Annotated in this window: 22 protein-coding genes; 5 read left to right on the top strand and 17 right to left on the bottom strand. The window is 34.7% G+C overall.

What is annotated here, in order from left to right:
* Nucleotides 1-26: 26 nt before the first annotated feature.
* The 12 genes from accC to AC0C45_RS25655 all read right to left on the bottom strand — a co-directional run bounded on the left by accC (nucleotide 27) and on the right by AC0C45_RS25655 (nucleotide 12,360).
* Nucleotides 27-1,379, bottom strand: coding sequence for an acetyl-CoA carboxylase biotin carboxylase subunit (gene accC, locus AC0C45_RS25710; protein WP_472928994.1), 1,353 nt, complete (start codon nucleotides 1,377-1,379; stop codon nucleotides 27-29).
* 66 nt (nucleotides 1,380-1,445) lie between these two features.
* Nucleotides 1,446-1,919 carry an acetyl-CoA carboxylase biotin carboxyl carrier protein gene (gene accB, locus AC0C45_RS25705; protein ID WP_472928993.1) on the bottom strand — a complete coding sequence of 158 codons (474 nt, stop codon included), beginning with the start codon at nucleotides 1,917-1,919 and terminating at the stop codon, nucleotides 1,446-1,448.
* Nucleotides 1,920-1,978: 59 nt separating this feature from the next.
* Nucleotides 1,979-2,959: a 5-oxoprolinase subunit C family protein gene (locus AC0C45_RS25700; RefSeq protein ID WP_472928992.1), complete on the bottom strand. Its 981-nt coding sequence runs from the start codon at nucleotides 2,957-2,959 to the stop codon at nucleotides 1,979-1,981.
* Complete coding sequence (gene pxpB, locus AC0C45_RS25695) at nucleotides 2,947-3,681, bottom strand: 5-oxoprolinase subunit PxpB (protein ID WP_472928991.1); 735 nt, start codon at nucleotides 3,679-3,681, stop codon at nucleotides 2,947-2,949. The genes AC0C45_RS25700 and pxpB overlap by 13 nt, the downstream gene beginning before the upstream one ends.
* A 49-nt stretch (nucleotides 3,682-3,730) precedes the next feature.
* Nucleotides 3,731-4,504, bottom strand: coding sequence for a LamB/YcsF family protein (locus AC0C45_RS25690; protein ID WP_472928990.1), 774 nt, complete (start codon nucleotides 4,502-4,504; stop codon nucleotides 3,731-3,733).
* Nucleotides 4,505-4,561: 57 nt separating this feature from the next.
* The gene (gene nhaC / locus AC0C45_RS25685) at nucleotides 4,562-6,010 is read right to left on the bottom strand and encodes a Na+/H+ antiporter NhaC (RefSeq protein WP_472928989.1); all 1,449 of its coding nucleotides are present in this window, start codon (nucleotides 6,008-6,010) and stop codon (nucleotides 4,562-4,564) included.
* 73 nt (nucleotides 6,011-6,083) lie between these two features.
* The gene (locus tag AC0C45_RS25680) at nucleotides 6,084-6,869 is read right to left on the bottom strand and encodes an SDR family NAD(P)-dependent oxidoreductase (protein ID WP_472928988.1); all 786 of its coding nucleotides are present in this window, start codon (nucleotides 6,867-6,869) and stop codon (nucleotides 6,084-6,086) included.
* A gap of 21 nt (nucleotides 6,870-6,890) precedes the next feature.
* The gene (locus AC0C45_RS25675) at nucleotides 6,891-7,088 is read right to left on the bottom strand and encodes a hypothetical protein (RefSeq protein WP_472928986.1); all 198 of its coding nucleotides are present in this window, start codon (nucleotides 7,086-7,088) and stop codon (nucleotides 6,891-6,893) included.
* 20 nt (nucleotides 7,089-7,108) lie between these two features.
* Complete coding sequence (locus AC0C45_RS25670; RefSeq protein WP_472928985.1) at nucleotides 7,109-8,275, bottom strand: NAD(P)/FAD-dependent oxidoreductase; 1,167 nt, start codon at nucleotides 8,273-8,275, stop codon at nucleotides 7,109-7,111.
* A gap of 142 nt (nucleotides 8,276-8,417) precedes the next feature.
* The gene (locus AC0C45_RS25665; protein WP_472928984.1) at nucleotides 8,418-10,559 is read right to left on the bottom strand and encodes a (Fe-S)-binding protein; all 2,142 of its coding nucleotides are present in this window, start codon (nucleotides 10,557-10,559) and stop codon (nucleotides 8,418-8,420) included.
* 40 nt (nucleotides 10,560-10,599) lie between these two features.
* On the bottom strand, nucleotides 10,600-11,580 hold the full coding sequence (locus AC0C45_RS25660; protein ID WP_472928983.1) for an electron transfer flavoprotein subunit alpha/FixB family protein: 981 nt from the start codon (nucleotides 11,578-11,580) through the stop codon (nucleotides 10,600-10,602).
* 12 nt (nucleotides 11,581-11,592) lie between these two features.
* Nucleotides 11,593-12,360, bottom strand: a complete 768-nt coding sequence (locus AC0C45_RS25655; RefSeq protein WP_472928982.1) for an electron transfer flavoprotein subunit beta/FixA family protein — start codon at nucleotides 12,358-12,360, stop codon at nucleotides 11,593-11,595.
* 618 nt (nucleotides 12,361-12,978) lie between these two features.
* On the opposite strand from AC0C45_RS25655, the gene AC0C45_RS25650 reads away from it, so the two are divergent.
* The gene (locus AC0C45_RS25650) at nucleotides 12,979-14,208 is read left to right on the top strand and encodes a sugar diacid recognition domain-containing protein (RefSeq protein WP_472928980.1); all 1,230 of its coding nucleotides are present in this window, start codon (nucleotides 12,979-12,981) and stop codon (nucleotides 14,206-14,208) included.
* A 313-nt stretch (nucleotides 14,209-14,521) separates the two neighbouring features.
* Here the strand turns inward: AC0C45_RS25650 and AC0C45_RS25645 are convergent, their stop codons facing one another.
* Nucleotides 14,522-15,169 carry a DUF6198 family protein gene (locus AC0C45_RS25645; RefSeq protein ID WP_472928978.1) on the bottom strand — a complete coding sequence of 216 codons (648 nt, stop codon included), beginning with the start codon at nucleotides 15,167-15,169 and terminating at the stop codon, nucleotides 14,522-14,524.
* 567 nt (nucleotides 15,170-15,736) lie between these two features.
* Here AC0C45_RS25645 and AC0C45_RS25640 point away from each other — a divergent pair.
* Nucleotides 15,737-16,933: a sensor histidine kinase gene (locus AC0C45_RS25640; protein ID WP_472928977.1), complete on the top strand. Its 1,197-nt coding sequence runs from the start codon at nucleotides 15,737-15,739 to the stop codon at nucleotides 16,931-16,933.
* Nucleotides 16,934-17,578: a response regulator gene (locus AC0C45_RS25635; RefSeq protein ID WP_095380001.1), complete on the top strand. Its 645-nt coding sequence runs from the start codon at nucleotides 16,934-16,936 to the stop codon at nucleotides 17,576-17,578.
* A 66-nt stretch (nucleotides 17,579-17,644) separates the two neighbouring features.
* On the opposite strand, the gene AC0C45_RS25630 is transcribed toward AC0C45_RS25635, so the two are convergent.
* Nucleotides 17,645-19,867: an MMPL family transporter gene (locus AC0C45_RS25630; RefSeq protein WP_472928976.1), complete on the bottom strand. Its 2,223-nt coding sequence runs from the start codon at nucleotides 19,865-19,867 to the stop codon at nucleotides 17,645-17,647.
* Between the two features lie 430 nt (nucleotides 19,868-20,297).
* Between AC0C45_RS25630 and AC0C45_RS25625 the strand changes: the two genes are divergently transcribed.
* Both AC0C45_RS25625 and AC0C45_RS25620 read left to right on the top strand, forming a co-directional pair.
* Entirely contained in the window at nucleotides 20,298-20,579 is a 282-nt protein-coding gene (locus tag AC0C45_RS25625) for a hypothetical protein (protein WP_472928975.1), read from the top strand.
* Nucleotides 20,580-20,661: 82 nt separating this feature from the next.
* On the top strand, nucleotides 20,662-21,240 hold the full coding sequence (locus tag AC0C45_RS25620; protein ID WP_472928974.1) for a YpmS family protein: 579 nt from the start codon (nucleotides 20,662-20,664) through the stop codon (nucleotides 21,238-21,240).
* 275 nt (nucleotides 21,241-21,515) lie between these two features.
* Here the strand turns inward: AC0C45_RS25620 and AC0C45_RS25615 are convergent, their stop codons facing one another.
* The 3 genes from AC0C45_RS25615 to AC0C45_RS25605 form a co-directional block, all read right to left on the bottom strand.
* Nucleotides 21,516-21,905: a VOC family protein gene (locus AC0C45_RS25615; RefSeq protein ID WP_472928973.1), complete on the bottom strand. Its 390-nt coding sequence runs from the start codon at nucleotides 21,903-21,905 to the stop codon at nucleotides 21,516-21,518.
* Nucleotides 21,906-22,110: 205 nt separating this feature from the next.
* Nucleotides 22,111-23,514 (bottom strand): MFS transporter, encoded by a 1,404-nt coding sequence (locus AC0C45_RS25610; RefSeq protein WP_472928972.1) that lies wholly within the window; start codon nucleotides 23,512-23,514, stop codon nucleotides 22,111-22,113.
* Between the two features lie 174 nt (nucleotides 23,515-23,688).
* Nucleotides 23,689-24,696 (bottom strand): LacI family DNA-binding transcriptional regulator, encoded by a 1,008-nt coding sequence (locus AC0C45_RS25605; RefSeq protein ID WP_472928971.1) that lies wholly within the window; start codon nucleotides 24,694-24,696, stop codon nucleotides 23,689-23,691.
* Between the last annotated feature and the right edge of the window lie 36 nt (nucleotides 24,697-24,732).

The raw sequence follows: 24,732 nt of genomic DNA, 5'->3' as shown, positions 1-24,732 counted from the left end.
CTTCTCTCTTTAACTTAAATTAAATTTTATTCATCAATTGAGAGGTCATAAATTTCTAGGAATTTTGTATTAAAGTTTCCTTCCTTAAAAGCTTCATGTTCTAATAGTTTTAAATGAAAAGGTATAGTAGTTTTTATGCCTGTAATAACAAATTCACCAAGTGCCCGTTTCATTCTATCTATAGCCTCATCGCGGTCACTTCCCCAAGTAATAATTTTCGCGACCATCGAATCATAAAAAGGTGAGATTTGGTAACCTGGATATACACCACTATCAATTCTGACTCCAAATCCGCCGGGAGGAAGGTACATTTCTACCTTACCGGGTGAAGGCATAAAGTTTTTAGCTGGATTTTCTGCATTAATCCTACATTCAATCGCCCACCCTTTTATTGAAATATCCTGTTGGCTAAATGATAAGAAATAGCCAGCAGCAACATTAATTTGTTCTTTCACCAAGTCAATACCTGTAATTAATTCTGTGACAGGATGTTCTACTTGAATGCGGGTATTCATTTCCATGAAGTAAAAATCACCGTGTTTATCTAATAAAAATTCAACTGTCCCGGCCCCATGGTAATTAACCGACTTTGCTGCTAAAATAGCAGCTTCTCCCATCCTACTTCTTAGTTCTTCATGAAGAGCAGGTGAGGGTGCTTCCTCAACTAATTTTTGATGACGTCGTTGAATTGAACAATCCCGTTCTCCTAAGTGAACAACATTTCCATGTTTGTCACCAATAATTTGAATTTCAATATGACGAGGTTCCTCTAAATACTTTTCAAGGTAAACACCAGAATTACCGAATGCGGTTTCAGCCTCTTGTTGTGCTTGACGAATCGCTTTCTGTAATTCTTCTTCATTGTAAGCTAAGCGCATACCTTTCCCACCACCACCAGCAGTGGCCTTTATGATAACGGGAAAACCAATATCTTTTGCGATTGTAAAGGCTTCATCTAAGTCTTCAATTAAGCCATCGGTACCCGGCACTGTAGGAACTCCTACTTGCTTCATGGTTTCTCTGGCAATTGCTTTAGCACCCATCTTTTGAATTGCTTCTGGTTCAGGCCCAATAAATGTAATATTACATAATGCACACATCTCAGCAAAATCTGCATTTTCAGCAAGGAAACCATATCCAGGATGAATGGCATCAGCTTTTGTGATTGTAGCAACGCTCATTAAGTTGACAGTATTTAAATAACTGTCTTTGGAAGCTGTCTTTCCAATGCAATAAGCCTCATCTGCTAGTTTTACATGCAATGCCTCTTTATCAGCTTCCGAATATACTGCGACTGTTTCAATTCCCATTTCATTGCAGGCTCTAATGATACGAACAGCAATCTCGCCCCGGTTGGCGATTAGAACTTTCTTGAACATCGTAATATCCCCTTTTTATCAATTTACTATGACAATAATCAATTAACTCTTTTGGATATTCAAGAATTAATCTCTTTTAATTAAAAATAAAGGTTCACCATATTCAACAAGTTGACCATCTTCTATTAAAACTTCTAAAACTTCTCCACTTACTTCTGCCTCAATTTCATTAAATAATTTCATTGCTTCTAGGATACAAACCACATCCTTTTCCTTTACTTGTTCCCCTACTTGTACGAAAGCGTCTGCTTCTGGATTTGGTCTAGCATAAAATGTACCAACCATTGGAGATAATACCTTATATATACTATCTTTCTTTAGTTGCTCAACCTCATTTACTAAAATCTCTTCTTCTTTTATTGAAGAAACGTCTGAATTTGAAGTTAAAGGCTGTTCTTGTTTAGGTGTAGAGGAATCTTTAAATACTTCCCCACCTTTTTTCATTGAAATTTTTGTATCATCATTTTCGAATTTGAATTCCTGCATAGCTGATTGATCAACTAATCTAATAATCTCTCGAATTTCTTGAATTTTAAACATTCTTAACACTCCTATTAATAAAAGATATAATTTAGATAAATTTGTTTTAAATACAAGGACTAGTTTGCTTGTAAACGTCTTTTAGGCAAAAGCTTATTAATAAGACCTAGCTCTTCTATAGAATGTTCTTGTTTATTCCATTTACTTTGAGCATCTTCTATGTCTACTGGTTTAAATTTAATTTTATCCCCTGGTTTTTTTTGTCCCATATAAGGTAAATCAGCACCAACGATAACTCCTAATTTTGTATAACCTCCTGAAGTACCACAGTCAGACATATGAACAATTGGTTGACCACTACCAGGAACTTGAATTGTGCCTACTGTCATAAAGTCAGAGATAATATCTGGACCATTTATATGTTCTAGTTGAGGACCCTGAAGACGATATCCCATACGATCTGATTCATTGGATAAAGTGTAGGAACCTTCAATAAATTCTTTAAAAGAATTTTTTGTAAACTCATTAATATGCGGACCAAAGATAAATTCAATAGGACGACTCTCCTCAAAATTCGGGATATCCTCTGGACGTAACTTTCTTCCATGTAAATCATTAAAACTAAATAAAGACATCCCAACGGGTATAGAGTCTCCAGCTTTTATTGCTCTTCCTTCAATACCTCCATAATTTCCTCGGATATACGTAGATTTGCTTCCCATCACCTCGGGTATATCGATTCCACCAGCAAAAGAGATATATGCACGACAACCATCTTTGCAACTACCAAACTTGAGTTCATCACCTTTTTGAACACGTAAAGCTTTCCACATAGAAACAGGCTTATTGTTTAGAAGGGGTGACAGGTTACCTCCTGTTATTGCAATTACTCCTTCTGTATTAAATTTTAAATGGGGACCAATCAAAGTTGCTTCTAAAGCTGCTGCACCTTCATCATTCCCTACAAGAATATTCCCTAGACGTATAGATAACGGATCCATTGCCCCACATACGGAAACTCCAAAAGTTCTGTACAAATGTCGTCCTAAATCTTGAACAGTAGTTAATAATCCTGGTTTTATTACTTCTACGAATTCCATTCTTGATCCCACTCTCTTTGTTTCTTTTCATTCCATAATTCAGCTTCATTTTTATCTATTGGAATATATTTAATATAGTTCCCCCCTTGCAGTATGCATGGAGGTTCTTCGAATGGATTAAATATTTCCATTGGGGTCCATCCCACCAAATGCCATCCAGAAGGGGAATCCATGGTACAAATTCCAGTTAAATTATTAGCAATTTGAACGGTTCCTTTTTTCACTTTAATTCTTGGATTAGAACGTCTTGGCATTGAAAGTCTTTGATCAATATCACCACCATATGGATACCCTGCAATAAATCCAATCATATAAACAAAATAAGATTTAGAATGAATAAGATTTATTACTTGTTCAATGCTTAGGTTGGCATGTTTAGAAATCTCCTCTAAATCTGGTCCGTATTCTCCTCCAAATACAACAGGGACATGTATAGTTTTACTTTTAAAATCAACCTCCTCAGAATTTAATTTCTCTATTTCCTGAAGTTTTTCTAATAGCTCATAGTATCCTATCATTTTAGGGTTGTATAAAACCGTAAGGTTATTAAAAGCAGGGATAAGTTGGTTTACTCCAACAATTGAATTCCTATTAATTAAATGTGCAAAGGTTTGTACTTGACGACTAACCTCTATAGAAGCTTTATTTTCAAATTGAACGACAATAGCTTGTTCACCCATTGGAAAGTATGTGGGAGAAAGATTAACTGTATTTGTGTTCACCAATATTCACCCTTCCCTTATATAAAACAATTTAAAAATATAGTCTGTTTTATTTATGCCACTGACCGACAGGGGCGATTTCTATCTGTTTATCTTCTATTCTCTTTTTCAGGTATCGAACGATGTCTAGGGCGCCCTGTGTATCACCATGAACACATACACTATCTGCTTTTATATCAATAAAATCTCCATCAATTGTTTTGGCTTTTCCTTCCAGAATCATTCTTAATACATTTTCTGCTGCTTCTTCGGGATCCTTAATAACAGAACCAGGTAGCTTGCGGGAAACAAGTGTCAAATCCCTATTGTATGCACGATCAGCAAAAACTTCTAAAACAGATGATAATCCTTTTTCTTCAGCTGCCTTTTGAATTTCAGTACCTGGGAGAACAAATATTTTTGTTTCAGGCAGAACTTCATATACAGCGTCGACAATAGCATCAGCAATTGTTCGATTTACAAATGACATATTTCCCATGCTACCATGTGCTTTTACATGTTGAATTTCTACATGATGTTTACGGCAAAATGCTTCAAGAGCACCAATTTGATAAATGATATAATTCATTAAATCCTTCCGTGAAATATCTATATCTCGACGACCAAATCCAAGAAGGTCAGGATATCCTATATGAACACCAATACCTACATTAAATTCCTTTGCCATAGCAACAGTTTGATCCATTACATTAGGATCCCCTGCATGAAATCCACAAGCAATATTCGCTGAAGATATCAATTTAATAATTTCTTCATCCATTCCTAATTTATAGGCACCGAAACTTTCTCCCATATCGCAGTTTAAATCAATTTTTTTTACCATATTTTTACCCCCAGAAAGTAACTGTATTAATATTTAATTTATTTACTAAGTAATTTTTTAGAAAGTCCCCGTTTTAGTTCCCGTTTCAATTTCCGTTTTAATTTCATCTTTGTTTTTTCCGTCATTCTTTATATACCAAATGAACTTATTAGAGAATCCGTAAAACAGGGCTACACCAAGCCCAACGAAATTCAGCCATAAGAACGGAAGATACGATATGGTAGACACGCCAAGTATAGTCGCCATATATATACCGTTATCTGACCAAGGAACCATTGGGGCAGTTAAGATGCCCCCACTCTCCAAATTTCTTGATAAAACACGTCGGTCTATCTTTAATTTTTCATAACTCTTTTCTGTCATTTTGACCCCTGTTATTAAAGAAACGTAACCAGAGCTTCCGAAAAAATTCCCAAAAAAGGAAGATATAATCGTTAAAGCAGTTAATCGTCCAGGGTTGTTCATATACTTTATCAACTTGACTCTAATTGTAGTTAGGAGCCCAACATGATCCATTAGCCCTCCAAATCCTAATGCTAATATCATAATGCAAATAACACCTAACATTGATTCAATACCACCACGGTTAAACAATTTGTCAATAAAAGGTACACCTGATTCAATACTAAAGCCACTATACAGAGTTTCTATTGCCGGAATGACATCCATACCTTGAAATAGATTTGCCCAAATGATTCCAAGCACAGAACCAAATGCAAGAGTGGGTATAGAAGGCATCCTTTTAGCCAACATAATAATTGTTACTACTATAGGAATAAGCATGTACCAACCAATACTAAAGGCATCCTTTAATGCATTAATATTATCCTGTACAATACTTAAGTCAGCTCTATTACTGTTAAAGAAAAATCCAGCTATCAAGAAAAGAATTCCAGAAATAATTAGTGCAGGTATACTTATTAAGAGCATTGATCGGATATGAGCTATTATTTCTACTCTAGCCAGAGAAGCTGTCATAACAGTAGAATCAGAAAGAGGAGACAATTTATCACCAAAATATGCTCCTGATATTACCGCACCAGCAACAAGAGGCAGAGGCAGTCCAAAGCTTTCACCAATACCCATCATTGCAATACCAACTGTTCCAGCAGTTCCCCAGGACGTACCTGTCGCAATAGAGGTAATCGCACAAACTATTAATGTAGCAAAAAGAAAGATACTCGGATTAATAATTTCTAGTCCATAATATATGAGAGTCGGAACAATCCCCCCGGCTATCCATGATCCAATCAAAGCTCCAACAAAGATAATAACGAGAACTGCTTCTAAACCAGTAGAGATTCCCCTTGCAATTGATGTTTGTAAACCATTGTAAGAATGTCCAAGACGTAACCCAAGAAAAATAATTAAAAACCAAGAGGCTAAAAGAGACAACTGAATAGGAAGATTAAAAACGGCTAAGGAAACGTACATTGTGAGCAAAAACAGCATAAGTACCGTAAAAACTTCCCATAATTTCGGTTGACGGGTATTATTAACTTCCATATTACATCTCCAATCCTTAATATACTTTGCATTGCAGCAGTATTAATGGATTTTCTAAACAACTATGATGGATTTAATCAAACATTAATGGGCGTGCAACCTTATTGAAAGTTCCCCCATCAAGCATTAATGAATGCCCACTAACATAATTTGATTCATCTGAGATGAGAAATAAGCAGGCATTAGCAATATCTTCACCAGTTGCGATTCTTCCGAGAGGCTGATAGGCTAAAGATTGTTTAAATGCCTCTTCTGGATCAGGTAAACTTTTAAATGATTCATACAACATTGGTGTGTCAACAGTACTTGGGCATACGGCGTTCACTCGAATGTTGAGAGGACCACAATCTAGAGCCATCTGTCTTGTTAATGCCGTCATTCCACCTTTAGAAGCAGCATAAGCTGCAAAACGAGTAATTGTTCTATATGCGTGCCACGAGGCCATATTAACAATTGATCCGCCCCCTCTTTTGGAGATTTCAGGAATCGCATACTTTGAACAAAGGAAAGTCCCTGTTAAATTCACATCGATGACTTTTTTCCACTCTTCTAAAGATGTATCAACTACTGACTTGCGCATTGTGGCTGCTGCATTGTTCACTAAGGAATCAAGACCCCCAAAGTGATTTACAGTTTCATTTATTAAACTTTTAACGTTTTCTTCGTTGCTTACATCAGTTTTTATAAAAATCGCATCAATATCATTTGATCTTAATTTCTCTACAGCTTGTAATCCGATTTCTTCGTTGATATCTGCAATGACTACTCTTGATCCGTGTTCCCCTAATTTTTTTGCAGTTGCTTCCCCGATGCCCTGACTTCCTCCAGTTATAATTGATACCTTGTCTTTTAATCTCATATTTAATTCCTCCTTATGATATTAGAAAGTGGTTATTCCAAATATAAATTTATTCTTTACAAAGCCTGTTCCTATTAGAGTAGACTCAAACTTATCTTGGTGAACTAATTTAAATAATTCTTTTCTAGCAACAGGTGCCTCAACAAATTCAGGTCCCATAAATGCTGTAGTATTTTGACTCTGACTGTTTATAAATGAAACCTTCCCTATTAACCTCATGTTTTTTCCTCGCTCTATTATTAAAATACTGCTGTTTCCAAAATAAGTTGTTTTGTAGCAAAACGTTCTATAGATAGTGAAGACATATCAATTGTTTCAAATTTACCAAGGCGAATTAATTCGGAAAGCCCCTTTCCTGCAGCTGGAGCATGTTGAAATCCGTGGCCACTAAAACCAGTGATTACATAATATCCTTTCATTGATGGATGTCCACCAATAATTGCATTATGGTCGATGTAATTGTAATCATAGAGTCCTGCCCATCCTCTTTCTAACTTTACTTGCTCAAAATTCGGAGAGCGTTCAGCTAAAACTGGCCAAATCTTGTCTTCAAATAAAGCTTTTTCTAAACGGAAGTTATATTCGTATGGAACGTCATTTGCCCACCCGACAACTATCTTTGATCCTTCACTACGAAAATGTAATCCTGTAGGATCAAAAGTAAATGGAATATGATTTTGAAATTTATTCTTAGTATCTATACTGAATAATTGTCGACGGAGAGGTTTAACAGGAATATCAATACCTACTGTTCGACTCAATTCACCCGCCCATGCACCTGCAGCATTGACAACTATTGGCGCATGATACTTCTCTCCATTTTTTAACTTAACACCTGTAACTTTTTGATTTTCGTGTAAAATAGCTTCGACTTCGTCATAAATAAAGGTGCCGCCCATTCTTTTTATCTTTTTGATATATGCTTGTAAAACAGAATAGGGATCAATATTTCCTGCATCTGGATCTAAAACGGAACCCTCTAGATCTTCCACATTAAGCTCTGGAAAGAACTCTTTGGTTTCTGTTTGATCCATTAATTGTGCTTTAACTCCCAGAGATTCTTGCATTTTCATAATCTCCTTAAATACTGGAAGTGTCTTATCATTTAATAGATATAAGTAACCATGTTGTTTAAAATCAATGAGACTTAATTCTCCATCAATTGCCATCTCTTCTTCAAACCTTTTATATACCTGATAACTGTACTGACTCATTTTAATATTTATTTCAGTGCTAAACGTTTGGCGAATCCCTCCCTCGCTTCGCGGTGTTGAAGAGTATTCATAAGTTCTATCTTTTTCAAGAATAGCGATACTTCCTGTATAACCGTCGTTAAGCAGGTTGTATGCTAAGCTTCCTGCCATAATTCCTCCACCTACAATAATTAGATCAAATTGGTTATTCATATCCTTCTCTCCTTAAATAGATAAATATAATTGCATTAGTTAATAAATTTGTAAGCGCTTCCCTATTTGCGTATTTTAACATTCTTAAAAAGAATAATTATTACAAGATTCATTAATAATAATTTAAGCCCTTTTTAAATGACTACAATGATTTTTCTAGAATCTCAACCATATCCAAAGTCTGTACTTCATCTTCTACTTCTTTAGCCTTTGTCCCATCCGATAACATTGTTAAACAATAAGGGCAAGAACTAGCAATTGTTGTTGGATTTACTGCTAATGCTTGTTCAGTTCGCTCAATATTAACACGTTTACCTTGATCTTCTTCCTGCCACATCATGCCTCCGCCAGCTCCGCAACACATACTGTCACATCCTGACCGTTCCATTTCTACAAGATTCACTCCTGGAATTGTAGATAAAATTTGACGGGGTGCATCATAAATACCATTGTATCGGCCAATATAGCATGAGTCATGAAATGTAACACGTTCCTTTACTTCATTTACAGGTTTAATAAGTCCTTGATTTAGCCAATCTAATAACAATTCAGTGTGATGGTAAACTTCCACATCGTCTAATCCAAACTCCGGATACTCGTGTTTAAAGGTATTATAGGCATGTGGATCCATAGTTACGATTTTTTTAACATTATATTTTTGGAAGTTTTGAATGTTCTCCATTGCTAATTCTTGAAATAATAATTCATTACCAAGGCGTCGTGCAGTGTCACCCGAGTTTTTCTCTTCATTCCCAAGAATAGCAAATTTTATTCCAGCCTTATTCATCACTCGAACAAATGAACGAGTCAGCTTTATACTACGATTATCAAAAGATCCCATAGAACCAACGAAGAAAAGGTAATCAAATGACTCTATCTCTTTTACTGTAGGTACAACATCTTCCATGTCTTTACGCCATTTAATCCGATCCTTCCTATTAATTCCCCAAGGATTACTTTGACGTTCAATATTATTTAATGCACGTTGTGCATCGGATGGTACCTGACCTTCTGTCATGACCAAATAACGACGCATATCAATAATGTGGCCAACATGTTCATTCCCTACTGGACATTGATCTTCACAGTTACGACAAGTTGTGCATGCCCAAAGTTCCTCCTCTGTAATAACATCTCCAATAAGAGACACATCATAAGGAATTTTGAGTTTGAGCTCAGAAAGACTATCATTTTCTGTTTGATCTTGAGCTACTGCTACTTCTTTAGCACTTTCATTTGCTACCTTTGCTTGTCTGGCTAACATATTTCCATTCGTTTCTTTAAAAACAGTAGCAGGCATCCAAGGGGTACGACCAGTAATAGCGGCACCTTTTTCAGTTAAATGGTCTCGCATTTTTATAATCAAATCCATTGGGGAGAGAGTTTTTCCTGTCCCTGATGCAGGACACATGTTCGTACATCGTCCGCATTCAACACACGCATATAAATCTATTAACTGATTTTGTGTAAAGTTTTCAACTTTTCCCACTCCAAATTCTTCTGCACCTTCTTCTTCTAACTTTTCAAAGTCCATGGTGCTTAGTTTCCCAGGTGGACGAGTTTTATCTTTCATTAACCAGTTATAAGATGCGAATATTAAGTGTGCATGTTTACCCTGGGGTATATATACTAGGAAGAAAAGCAATGTAAGTAAGTGTACCCACCAAAAAATGTAGAACAAGACACCAGCGTTATTTGATCCAATATTGCTCAGACAAAGTGCAATTGTAGAAGCAACTGGCTGGGTATAATGAAAATCTAGTTTTTCTGAATGGAGCCAGATTATTTCCAACCCTTCAGATAAGAATGTACTTAGCATTAAAATGGTAATTAACCAAACGACTAGATTAGCCTTCCAACCTCTTTTTAATCGTTTTAATTTTTCAACATTGCGTCGATACCATGCATAAAAAATGGCAATTAAAATGGACATGACTACTACCTCTTGCGATAAAAGAAAATATGGATATATAGGACCAAGAGGTAAATGTGAACTAGGGTTCAACCCTTTCCATATCAAGTCAATTGCTCCAAATTGTACGAGGAGAAAACCGTAAAATAAAACAATATGCATAATTCCACTTTTACGATCTTTCAAAAGCTTTTTTTGCCCAAAAACGTTGACCCAAAATGCCTTAAGACTTTTGGGCGCACTTTCTTTTAAATCTACAGCTCTACCGAGCTTGATGAAGGTCATACGGCTATACATCAAATGAGCAAATAAATAAACTGCATAACCGACGACCAGTAAAAATGCAATGAGGTTGATATGCACCCAACTCATAATGTTTCACATCCCTTTATAGGTTGGCATACTTACTGAATTAAACAGTAGCATGTTTTAACTTCTTAAATTCTTCTGTTAATAAAGGTACTACTTCAAATAAATCTCCAACAATTCCATAGTCGGCTACTTGAAAAATAGGAGCCTCAGGATCCTTATTAATAGCAATAACTATCTTAGAATTTGACATTCCTGCTACATGTTGAATTGCTCCTGATATTCCACAGGCAATATACAAGTCAGGAGTAACTACTTTCCCTGTTTGACCAATTTGTAGAGAATAGTCACAATATTCCGCATCACAAGCTCCTCGGGATGCTCCAACAGCCCCATTTAGCACATCAGCTAACTCCTTTAATAGGACAAAACCATCTTCCCCTTTAACCCCACGACCGCCTGATACGATAACATTGGCTTCCGATAAATCTACTCCACCCGTAGATTTTCTAACTACTTCTTTGATAGTGGTACGAATATCTTGAATTTGAACATTTAAAAGAGTAGATTTCACCGTCTTTTCAACATCACATTCTTCTAATGGAATATTATTCGGACGAAGGGTTGCAAAAGCTTTACCTACTGTAATTTTTTTTACTTCAAAAGCCTTACCAGCATAAATTGGCCTTGTAAAGAGAATGTCTTCCCCCTCCACTGACAAATCTGTCACGTCTGATATAAGTCCTAATCCTAATCGAGAAGCTACACGAGGAGCGACATCTTTTCCAATTGCCGTATGACCAAGTAAAATAACATCAGGTTCTACCTCTTTTATAACTTGACAAATTGCTTGAAAATATGCATCAGTTGTATATTGCTCTAATTGTTCATTTTTTACTAGATAAATATTGTCAGCGCCATTCTGAGCAAGCGTTGTTAAATATTGCTCACCATCATTCCCAAATACAGCAGCTATAACCTCCCCTGTATTAGCAATCTTCCTAGCAGCAGATAAGGATTCTAATGATACATTACGTAATTGGCCTTCTCTAGTTTCCGTTAATACAAGCACTTTTCTATTCATTATAATAACCTCCTAAATTAATTTAGTTTCTTGCTGCATAATTTGAACAAGTTCTTTGATTTGATCGGCTATATTTCCCTCTAGCACTCTTCCTGCTTGTTTTTCTTGCGGGAGATATTGTTTAACTGTAATGCTTTTTCCTGGATTTTCTCCTAAAGATACGCCTAGTTCCATAGCGCTAACTCTCTCAATAGGCTTCTTTTTAGCCTTCATAATACTAGGAAGAGATGGGTAACGTGGTTCATTTAACCCTTGTTGAGCTGTCATTAAGAAAGGAAGTGACAGTTGAATAGATTCAATATCTCCTTCAATATCACGAACAACAGTAGCTTCATTACCTTCAATAGATAATTTAGTAACTGCCGTAACTTGAGGAATTCCAATCTCTTCTGCTAATCGTGGACCTATTTGTCCAGATCCATAGTCAACAGACATATTACCTCCAATAATAAGATCAAAATTATTTTTATTGGCAAAATTAGCTAAAATTTTTGCTACTATACTCTCATCCTCTAATATTGTATCTTCCTCTATGAGAATAGCCTTATCCACTCCCATTGCTAATGCTGTTCTTAATACCTTCTCAGATCGGTCTGAGCCTACGGTAGCTACCGTGACTTCTCCTCCAATTTCCTCTTTAAGACGAACAGCTTCTTCAATAGCATACTCATCATATGGGTTAACAATGAACTCAGCGCCCTCTTCATTAACTTTATTATTTTCAATTACAATTTTCTCTTCTACATCAAATGTTTCTTTTACAACTACAAGAATATTCATATTGACTCCCCCTTTAAACAATTTGTATAAAGAACTATACTAAGTTAACCGAATAAAACTTACCTTTTATTTTTTAAATAATTTGTATTAGGACTTGTTATAACTATAATTTAAATATTGGTTTTTAAACTACGTCAAAAATGTACAAAAAATTAAACTTTTCTGACTATTAGATTAGTGTAATTTCAACAAAAGAACAGAAAAATACACAAAAAATTAAATTATATGTATAATTATGTAAAAAATATGGCTAGTTTTTGTAAATATTAGATTATCTTCCTTTCTAATTTAGAAAGATTTATTCTTTTAATTATTTTCGAATGCCTTATAATTAAAAATAAAGCGTTTACAATTAATTGTCTTTTTTTATAAAATATGAATTGAATTCTATTAATATATGGTTTTACCATTATATAAAATCTAACTATGTAAGAACTTCTAACAAGTTGATAGAGATATATAATAAATAAATTTAAAATTAATTATTAAAACTACGAAAATTAGTGTAGCTAATAAAAAAATTTTCTGTTCTTAAGAATAAAAAACGATTATTTCTATAATTCATTTATTCCTCTCAGGGACAATAAATTATATCTAAACATCAAGGAGGAGACCCAATTGATTCTAGAACATATTGCCCAAACAGTATCAGAAGATACAACCAAGATAATAGGTTATCCTGTAAGCATTTCTGACAGTAACGGCTATCTTATTGGAGTAAGTGACCCAAAGAGATTAGGTATTTTCGATAAACTATTATTTAAAGTAGTTAAAAGAAAAGAATTAATTTATTGGGGGGAAGAACACGTACGAAATTTACCAAATATTTATCCTGGAGTAGCTGCTCCTATTATTGTGAATAACAAAGTACTTGGTGCTATTGGAATTATAGGGAAGATTAAAAAAAATGAGGAGACTGATAAATATATCCAGCTTGTAAAAAATCATATTGAGATGATCTGTCATGAATCCTTAAAAAAAGAGATGAATTCACTTGAAGTAAAAGCATTAGATACCTTGATACATTATCTTCTCCATTTTAATGGCACTCATAATGAATATGACTTAGAACATATTACTAGATATGGAGAAATGCTAGGTTATAACTTAACAATAAAAAGAATTTGTTTAATTATTGATATTGATACATTGGCAATTAATTCATCTAGAACACAATATAGTTCATTATCAATACAACAAATTCAACAGGAGCTCTTGGAGATTATTAGGTACTTTTTTATGAGCAATAACCAGGATATAATTGGTCAATTAAACTTCGAACAATTTGGAATTTTCAAAGTTATTGATTCAGAAGAAACTGACATTGAATTTATGAAAAAAATTAACTATACAATTAAAAAATTTAATCAGCATTTAAATAAAAAATACAATCTTTCTTCTGCTATTTCAATAGGTGACTCAAAAAGTGGAATTATAGGAATGAAGGAATCTTATCATAACGCATCAAGAGCGCTAATAGCAGGAAAAAAGACAAATATAGTTCCACAAGTTTATCACTACAATAATTGGGATATTACCTTAGAAATATTAACAAACGAATTACCATCCGAGTTTTTCAATAATCTCAGTCAGGATTTACTTCCTCTGATAAACCATGATAACTTTTCTACCCTTGCTAGGACATTTTTAGTTTATTGTAAATACAATATGAATTTAAGTAAAACAGCAAGGAACCTATACATACATCGTAATTCATTAATTTATCGTTTAGAAAAAATAAAAGAACTAACATCATTAGATACATCTAATTTTGAACATTGTATGCTTCTTTATCTTGTTATTAAACAATATAACAATTCAGATAATGTTGTTACAAATATCAACTAGGACCCTTAAGAGTCTACTAATTTAATTAATTACTAGAAGTAAGCACAAAAATATGGAACACAATCATCATTTTTTAATAAATCGATGATTGTGTTCCACGTTAGAACTGAAATCCTTTCGCACGGCTACACCTCTCATTTCTGACATAGACTCGATGTATATAATAAGAAAGGACAGCTTGTTTTATGGAAACAGGCTCTCCAAAATCAAGTGAAGTTCATCTATCGACTATTTGAAAACGTTGTTTAAAAGACACTTCATCTAGAAATCTCTATGTGTTTTAAATAAACATTATCTTCGCACCATAAACCCTTTATGGTGCGCTTATATTTGGCTTTTTATAGTTATTCAGTATAATCACCCTATTATAATGATCTATTAAAAAGCCACTTCCAAATACAAATAGTAGAGTGCTTATACCTAGACCAATTACATGATGATTAAGTAACATAATAACAATACTAGTTGTTAAAGGAATTAGCATACACATAATTGCTCCAATTTTGTAATTGTTCATTAGCTTTCCAAATGACTTTAACAAATAATCAGAAGGTAAATATATTGAACTTGCTTGAAAGTAAATAGATATAGCAATTGCAATAAAGTTAAGCCCAATTAATGAATATAAACAACGAACCCATATATTTTCGGGTACATAGACTACCTGATGTAAAGACACAAACATATCTACAAACATCCCATAAATGAAAGTTAACCCCATACTTTTTATAACCATAATTAAAGTGAATTTTGTTTTCATCAAATAACTAAGGATAAATGAAAAAAAATTTAAAATGATAATACATACACCGATAGAAAACGGTAATATAGAACCCAGATTCTGACCAGCAGCTGTCCAGGGAGAACTACCTAAATGTGAAATTATCATAAAGCTATTGCCTAAAGCATTGAGCATAATGGAACAAACAAACCATAAGAGATTTACAAAACGATTTCTCATCTACTCCCCCCTATTTTGATGTGATTCTTCTTAAAAATTTAATTAAGCCTGTTTATTTTATTAATAAAAATTACATTTAACATTTGGCTTAGTTACCTATACATCTTTTATTTGAAATTCTTCTAAGTTAAAGCCAAAGCCTCTAGGAAAAAAATAATGAAATTTTTATATTAAGAATTCTTTTTGTATAACTATAATTAGCTCATATCCAGTTAGTCCGATTTATAGGATAACATTCTTTTGAAAGTTTTACACCCCTACTTAAGGTATATCAGATACTTTTTGTATCTATATAGTGTTACTACTTAAAACATTTAAAAATAATGAAATTTCTTACATTTGTAACTACCTATAAAATCCATTATGTTAACCAGAAATACATATTGTATACTACTTACAAAAGATTACTATTAGATTTGTTCCATCTTTTATTTTTTATCTTCTCAATAACTTTATATGACTCTGACTCAGATTCTGAGTATTAATAATAGAAATTTTGATTGCCCTTAAGGGCATATATAATGGGAGAATTTATATTATGTTTATTACTAAAGGAAGTGAAGAGTTATGAATAATACGGCTTATGGTAGGACACCGAATGAGAAAGAATATAACAATATGAGGGCCGCAAGATTACCTGGATTAATATGGATAGTAATAGCTTATACTATATCCTTAATATTAAAAATTAAAACTGCGCCTGCAATCGAACAATATGTAATTTTTACAATACTCATTATACTCTTTACCACTATCTATTGTTATTCTAATTTATTTTTACCTAGAAAATTTTGGATGTATTTTGTCTTGCAGTCATTCATTGTATATATCAGTGCCTTTTTCACACAAGATATCCCTCTAATAATTATTACTCTTTATCCCTTATTGGTTGGCCAAGCAATAGGAACCGCAGGACGCAAAAAAAACTATCTATTTTTGATGATTCTTGTTTTATTCACTATAAATACATTAGTTATGGTCCCTGATAAAATCATTGATACATTTTTGATTATTACTCTACCTATCATGGTGGTTATTGTGTCTTATGCTGTTATATTTTTCAACCAAGTTAATGCTAGAATACGAACACAGTATATGTTAGAAGAAATTGAATTAGCTCACCAGCAAGTTGAACGGCTCACACTACATAACGAGCGTCAAAGGATGGCAAGGGATTTACATGATACATTGGCACAAGGGTTGGCTGGACTAAAAATGCAATTAGAAGCAACGAATGTTCATCTCACTAAAGGGAATGACAAAAGAGCCCAAGAAATTGTCGTGCAATCTATGAAGAGAGTGAGTGAATTATTAGCTGATGCACGATTAGCAATTGATAATTTACGCCTGCATACTAAGGAAGAGTATGATTTCCAACAATCTATTATAGAGGAAGTACAGTATTTTACTGTCGCAACTGGACTAGAATGTCATTTTGAATTCAGAGTTATGCAACAGCTTTCCAGTACGATATCAGAACACTGCTTGCGTGTTATAAGCGAATGTTTATCAAACATAGCGCGTCATGCAAAAGCCACAAACGTTTGGATAAGAATTGAGGTAAAGGAAAACGTTCTTTTCGTTTCAGTCAAAGATGATGGGATCGGTTTTAATACTGATATGAAAATAAATAATGGGAACCACTATGGATTGTTAGGTATTCAAGAAAGAGTTCGTATTATAGGAGGAAAAGTGGACATTGATAGCGAGGAGAATAAAGGAACAAATGTACAAATTAACATCCCACTGCAAGGAGCTGAGTAAATGCAACATAGAATATTAATTGTAGACGATCACCTGGTAGTGAGAGAGGGTCTTAAATTACTTATTGAAACAAGTGATAAATATGTAATCGTAGGGGAAGCTGAAAACGGGAGAATAGCTATTGATCTAGTAGAAAAACTAAAGCCAGATGTTATTTTAATGGACTTGTATATGCCGGTCATGAGTGGACTAGAAGCTATTACGGAACTCAGAAGAACAAACCCTGAAATTCCTATTGTTATCCTTACTACCTATAACGAGGATCAATTGATGATGAAAGGAATCGAGGCAGGAGCTAAAGGGTATTTATTAAAGGATACAGGAGTAGAGAATTTATTCGAATCCATCGATTCAGCCATTAGAGGAGAGACTTTGCTACAGCCTGAGATTACAGAGCGAATTCAAAACTATAAAACAAAACTTCTAAAAGAGCAAAGTAAATCTAAAGTCATGTTAACACCAAGAGAAATGACGATCTTACAAGCCATAGCACGTGGTTCTACAAGTAAGGAAATTGCTTATGACATAGGGATTGCAGAGAGAACAGTAAAGTCTAAATTAACCAGTATCTATAATAAATTAGGGGTTGATTCAAGAACGGAAGCTGTAGTTGTAGCCATTCAATCTGGTATCATTCATTTATAAAATAAACCGATAAGGTAAAAGACGAAACAAAAAAAGACCTCTACATAAAGTAGAAGTCTTTTTTTTTTACTTATCATATCTTAAGCTATGCTTTTTTTCTTCTTTATTTTTTTCTTTTTTTAATACTTCGTCTAGACCATGGCCCTCAATATCAACATTTGGAATAATATTATCTAACCATTTTGGTAAGTACCAAGATGCTTTTCCCATTAGTATCATAAGACCTGGAATGATGGTCAATCTAACAACAAAAGCATCAAATAGGATACCAAAGGCGAGAGCCAATCCCATTGATTTAATCATTACATCTCCTGCGAATATAAAGCTCGCAAATACGAAAATCATGATTAAGCCAGCAGCCGTAACGACAGGACCACTGAACTTGATACCTGCTTGAACAGATTCTCTCGCATTCCCTGTGTTTACATATTCCTCTCGCATACGGCTAACAAGGAAGACTTGATAGTCCATAGCAAGACCAAACAAGATACCTATTACAAGAATGGGTAAGAAGGCTAAAATAGGCCCTTCTGCAGGAATTCCGAATAATTTACCCAAATAACCATCTTGTAAAACGAAGACTGCAAACCCTAACGTAGCCGTCATAGTTAATAGAAAACCTAGTACTGCAGTTAGGGGAACGAGTAGAGATCGGAATACAATTACCAGTAATAAGAAAGCAAATCCTACAATTAAACCAGCAAATAACGGTATAGCGTCATTTAGTTTTTCGGCTATATCAATATTAATTGCAGTCATACCCGTCACGTATATGTGTGGGCTATTTTTGCTATCTGATGCTGTAATATCTCTTATATCATGTACTAAATTTGTCGTCTCTTCATCATTAGGTCCGGTTTTAGGAGCAATATTGACAATTACGTAGTCTCCACTTTCACTTGGTACCGGGGGAGTTGTACTAGACACATTGTCTAATTCTGTTAGTTTTTTAGAAATTTTATTAATCGCATCTGTTTTATTTTCACTTGTATTAGATACATCAATCAACGCAACAAGGGGGCCATTAACTCCTTTACCAAACCCTTCTGCCATTAAATCATAGGCTTGCCTTTCTGGCGTACCTTCAGCCTTCATGCCGTCATCTGGAAGACCGAGTCTTAGGTGAAGAGCAGGTACACTAATAGTTAATAGAAGCAAAATACTAATAATAGTAATCAACAATGGCTGACGTTTGAGAAATCTTCCCCACCAATTAGTTGATTGTCCCTGTCTCTTTTTCCCTCCCTTTGTAACGAATCGAAAAATACCTGACACATTCTGGTTAGGTTTCATCCTATTCCCTACCCAAGCTAAAACAGCTGGAACTAACGAGATAGAGATAAGCATAGCCATTAAAACACTGATAGCTGCCGTTAATCCCATGACTGCGAGAAATGGTACGCCAACTACTGTTAAACCGCAGAGTGCCACCATTACAGTCAAACCAGCAAATACAACGGCTCCTCCAGCTGTTCCCGTTGCTCGGGCAATTGATTCATGAATATCCATATCTTCGGACAGCTGTTGTCTGTGCTTAGAGAAAATAAATAATGCATAGTCTATACCGACTGCTAAACCAATCATAATGGCTAGCGTCATACTTACTGACGAGATATCAAAGAAATTAGTAGCTAAGAATGTAATTCCTAGGCTTGTAGCTAATCCAATCAGAGCTGTGAAAATCGGTAATCCTGCTATCAAAAATGAAGTGAACATGACAACCAACACGATGAATGCCATAACGATTCCGATTACTTCGGATATGCCACCAATCTCAAGTTTAAAAGCTGTAATATCTCCACTTAATTCTGTTTGAATACCTTGATTTTCTGTCATCTTGGCACTATCTTTTACTAGTTCTTTAGATTTTTCAGTTATATTTTCAGCTTTTTCTTTATAAGTAATATCAGCATAGGCAACAGTGCCCTCACTATTGATGGTGCCTACTTCATAAGGATTCACAATAGATTTTACTGATTTATCCTGCGAGATTTTAGCAAGTGCATCCGAGATAGCTTTTTGAGCCTCTTTTGAATTAAGTTTTTCTTTCCCCTCAGCACCGAAAATCATCCGTATCGACCCAACATCAGGTGAAGATGGAAATTCTTCAGAAATGATATCAGCAGCTTTTTCAGAAGCTGTTCCTGGGATAGTCATCTCCTCACTGAACGCTGGTTTCATGGAAAAAGCAATTCCTAGGATGGCAATCATTATAATGATCCAACCACCAAGGACTTTAAATTTATTTCTGGCAGACCAGCCACCTACTTTATACAACAATTTAGACATATCGTTCTCCTCTCCATTTACTGCTCAATCTATATATCTCTTGTTCAAAACAAATCGTAACAAAGGATTTTAATGCTGAATACGTACGTTTGGGCAGATTTATTATTTTTTATGTTTTTTATAAAAAAAGATTTTTCAAAAAAATTAATAGGTATTTCCTTCCAAGAGTCTATTTAACAAGATTTCAATAAATGTGGGAACATTCTTTGCTTTTAAAAAACATAGGTTAGATTGCCCTTACGTACGTTTTTTTAAATTTCATTTTGTATTAGGATAAGGAAAGTTAAAGCCCAAGAATACGATGACACCCTATTATTAATGGGATAAGGACCCTTATTGCTTAGAGTCATAGGAATAGTCTTTTTTAAAAAAATTTAATGATCTGATTCTGAAGTCTTTTAATTGGTTCAAAAAGAGGTGAACAAACCCATTGTTTAAAAACTTTAGGAAGAGAAAATCTTACGTTTGTTTAGTTTGTGGATATAGTCATTTGTCGAGACCACTATATAACAAAAAAGGGACACCGAATATCGGACTGATATGTTCTTGTTGTGGTTTTCAGCCAGAATATGACGAAATGGAATTAGGAATGACTATTGATGAATATCGTGAATATTGGCTTCAAGGGGGAAATATATGGTTTGAGGATAAGGCAAAACTTAAAGATTGGGACCTAAAACAACAATTAAACAATATTAATCTAGAAGAATAACTTAGGTTGCGTTTTCCTGCGAAAACGTATTATGAAAAGAAGATGTAAACAGATAAAAAATAGAATTAAAAGGAACATGCTTATGAGTATAAAAAACCGATGGAAAATTGCCTTTTTTACGCTTTTAGGAGGAGTTCTTTTCATCATAATAATGGTTGGGGGCATGGTCTTTTCAACAGATCAGCCAACTTCATTACCAAACACATTTATGGATAATAAAAAGTCTGTACAATTTAATATTAGTACACATAAGGAAGACCTTAACAAATTACTTAATCAATATGTGAATATAACCACATCATACAACGTACGTTTAAAAAATGATGTGATTGAATTCAAGGGATTTGTGCCTGTCCTCTCAGAAAAAGTTCAAGTAAAAATTACGTTTATACCCAAAGCTTCAAAAAATGGAGATTTAATTTTAATACCAAAATCTTTTTCTTTAGGTAAGTTAAATCTTCCTATTTCTTCTGTTTTGAAGCTTGTGAATAGCTCGGTCAAGCTCCCCGATTGGATAATGATCCAACCGGTTAATAAGATAATTTATGTTGAATTACAAAAGTTGAAGATTAATCATAGCCATATGAAAATTAAGGTAAATCATATCAATTTAAAAAAAGATGATATTTCCCTCAAATTACTGTTTTTCACAGATCGTTAATGATTGAAATTGAGATTTCTAACAAGTTCTTGCGCTGATTTAGATAAAGGAATAATCTCCTTAAATAGGTTGCAAAATACAGAAGCTCAATCTCCTTGGAAATCTCAATTTCGTAGGGGTTCTTTCGTTTGCTTGGTTCCTATAAAATTTTTTATGATAACTAAAAAAGCCGGAAATCCACTGGCCTAGCAGGTGGGTTTCCGACGATAAATACTACTTTTTCAGATATCGAGTGGAAATAACCTAAGTAGTTTATTTTGATGATTCTGTTTTATTTATCGTTTTACTCTTTCTACTAATTGTAACAGTTCATCACTGGGTCCGTGGAACAAAATCATACGTCCACCTTCTAGTGTTGGTTGGGGTTCAGGAGATAAAAATTCAATTCCTTTTTTCTTATAGTGGTTCATTGCTTCGTTCATATTCTCTACTGTAAAAGCGAGGTGATTAACAATACCCCTTTTATGATAATCACTCATAGAACTAATATCTCGAATTAATTCAATTTCTATATTTGGCTGTTCGCCCAGATACAAAAATGCCATCTCTCTTATTTTTGAAGACCCTCGAAGGCGAACCTTGAAGCCAAACATATCCGAGTAGTATTCAATGGCCTGATCCATGTTCTTAACAATTATAGCTACGTGTTCTATTTTTTTAATCATTCGCATTCTTCCTTTCGGCATAAAATAACATTACTTAAAGAGCTCCCTCATCTATTGATCATTTACGTACTTCAAAATTCTATTATTGTAACGTTTCTCTTACCTGGTAGGGATAAAGAGATAATGTACAGGAATTAACAAATCGTAGCCTTCATAAACAAAAGAGGTAAGATTATCTTAACCTTACCTCTTAAAGTTTGCTCGCCTATGGCGCAATATCTTCCAATACCTTCTCACGTGTTTCAATCATCTTAAATGCCATAAATGCACCCACTGCAGCTACACAAGCGAATAGAACAAAAACAGAACTAATTCCTTTAGCGCCTAATACAAAGCCGAGTATCGTAGGAGCAATAGCTGAAGCTAGTCGTAACCAGGCTGTCGCAAATGCGATTCCAAGTACTCTCATACGTGTTGGATAAATTTCCGGTGTATAGAGGTAGAGAAGAACCGTAATTGTTCCCATGACACCGTATGCTGCTGAACCTAAATACATAACACTTTCAGCAGATTTTGCACCGTTAAACCAAAGCGTTGTTAAAAGTAACCCTACAACTAGAAAAGCGATAGTTGCCCACCTTTTACGGCCAACTCTATCAATAAGTAATGCGCAAGCAAACACAGCTATCGTTTGAATGACATTCGTTAGTGACGCTGCATGTAGAGATTCTTCTAATGGAAGGTTATAAACTGTTTTGTATAAACTTGGAAGCCAGTTATTGAGTCCGTTCGCAACAAAGTAGGAAGAAAACCAAAGAGTCCAAACAATTAGCGTTCTACTGCGGTAAAAAGGGGAAAATAATTCTTTCCAATCTCCTTTTACTACAGCTTGAGGTGCACTAATTTTTGCTTCTATACGTTTATCCGTACTCGATTCAATTTCTTCAATCACTCGTTCTGCTTCATCGAATCTGCCCTTTGAAATTAACCAACGAGGCGATTCACGCAACCTAAAGAAGAATAAAAAGACAATTAATCCACCGATTCCACCGATTAAAAACATCCACTTCCATCCAAAACTAGGTACAACTAAAGCACCAATCTGCGCAGATATCATTAACCCAAGAGGGAAGATCATTTCATATAGCATAAAAAAACGTCCGCGTCCTTGTGCAACTGAAAGTTCATTTATATAAGCTGCAGCAACAGGAACTTCACCGCCTACTCCAATACCTTGTACGAACCGTAACCATAGTAGTGCATGAAAATTCCCAGCAAACGCACAAGCAATGCTCATTCCTGACATTAAAAAAACGGTCCATTTAGCACTATAAACGCGGCCAAACCGTTCAGCCAACCAACCAAAAAAGATAGCTCCAATCGCTTGTCCAAGGTATCCGGAACCGATAAGAATACCAATTTGACCAGGAGTTAAATTCCATATTCCAATTAATACAGGCAAAACGAATGCTAGAGATAATGCATCAAAAGCATCAAAAAATGTCGCTGAACCCATAATGACACGTGGTTTAATATGCCAACGTGAAAAGGGAACGCTCTCTATACGTGTAAGCAGTTCAGTAGCACGATTAGACAAACCAATTTCTTCGTGATCATAGTTGATAGTCTTAGTGGGTTCTGAAGAATTTCTGTTTAATTCTGTATTCATACATAAATCCTCCTTAGTAGGGATTCCCTCTAACCGCAATGACAATGATCCTAGGATGTATAAAACAATACTTAATTAAAGTGGAAATATAAGATTTTAATAAAATGAAAAGGTTTACAACAAAAGACAACAACTAGTAGACCCTAAAATCTTTTTAGAGCCTACGTATAAATGTTAGTTATGTTTTGGCCTATCGGTTGTGGACCTGTCGACATATTCCATTGTGAATACGACGTCTTTCTTTCGAATTTGTTTCCCTTCTAACATACTCATCAGGATCGAGGTTGCTTTTTGTCCAATACCTAGTAAATCCACATGAACTGTAGATAACGCAGGAGTTATAAAATCTGAAATCGGAACATCATCAGCTCCCACAACGGATAAGTCTTCAGGTACTGATAAGCCAATCATATCAGCTGCTTTAATAACGCCGATGGCTAAATAATCAGATGAGCAAACGATGCCTGTAATGTCTCTATGTTTTTTTAGAAACGCAGCTACTTCTGTTGTAGCTTTTAGCGCATCAAATTCAGCAATTTCAAAAACATTTTCAGAAGAATAATTTAAACCTAATTCATCCATTTTCTCTTTATAGCCGTTCAAACACTTGACACTATGCATGGAACTCATCGGTCCATTTACAATCCCAATATTTCGGTGCCCTAGCTCATAGAGAGCATTCACAGCTTGTTTGATACCATCTTCATCATCCGGTCGTACACAAGGAAAAGGTGATCCTTCTAAATAGCTCCCCACTACGACAATCGGTAATCGAATACTCTCTAACCATTCTAAGCTTAGTTCCTCATTCCTAGGTGCAAAAAGGATAACACCATCTACGGCTTGAGTTTCAAGCAACCGTTTCTGTTGAGAAGAGGTAAACGACATCATCATATTATAGTCCGTCTGGTCAATTCCTTTTGCTATTCCTTCTAATACTGTTGAAAAGAACGGGTTATTTAAAATAAATGATCCCCTTGGAACTACAACTGCAATATTTCCTGTATTTTGTTTAACAAGTCCTCTTGCTCCTAAGTTAGGACGATAATCTAATTCTTCCATTACTTTGCGAATTCGTTCTGCTGTTTTCGCACCAACACCAGGTTTATTTGTCAATACTCGTGAAACAGAAGCTGTTGAAACACCAGCTTTAAGTGCCACATCCTTGATACTTACACTCATAGTACATACCTCCGTGGGTCAAGTATATCTATCTAT

The organism is Priestia sp. VA7 (genome assembly GCF_055710015.1).
This window is presented reverse-complemented; position numbering and strand designations above follow the sequence as displayed.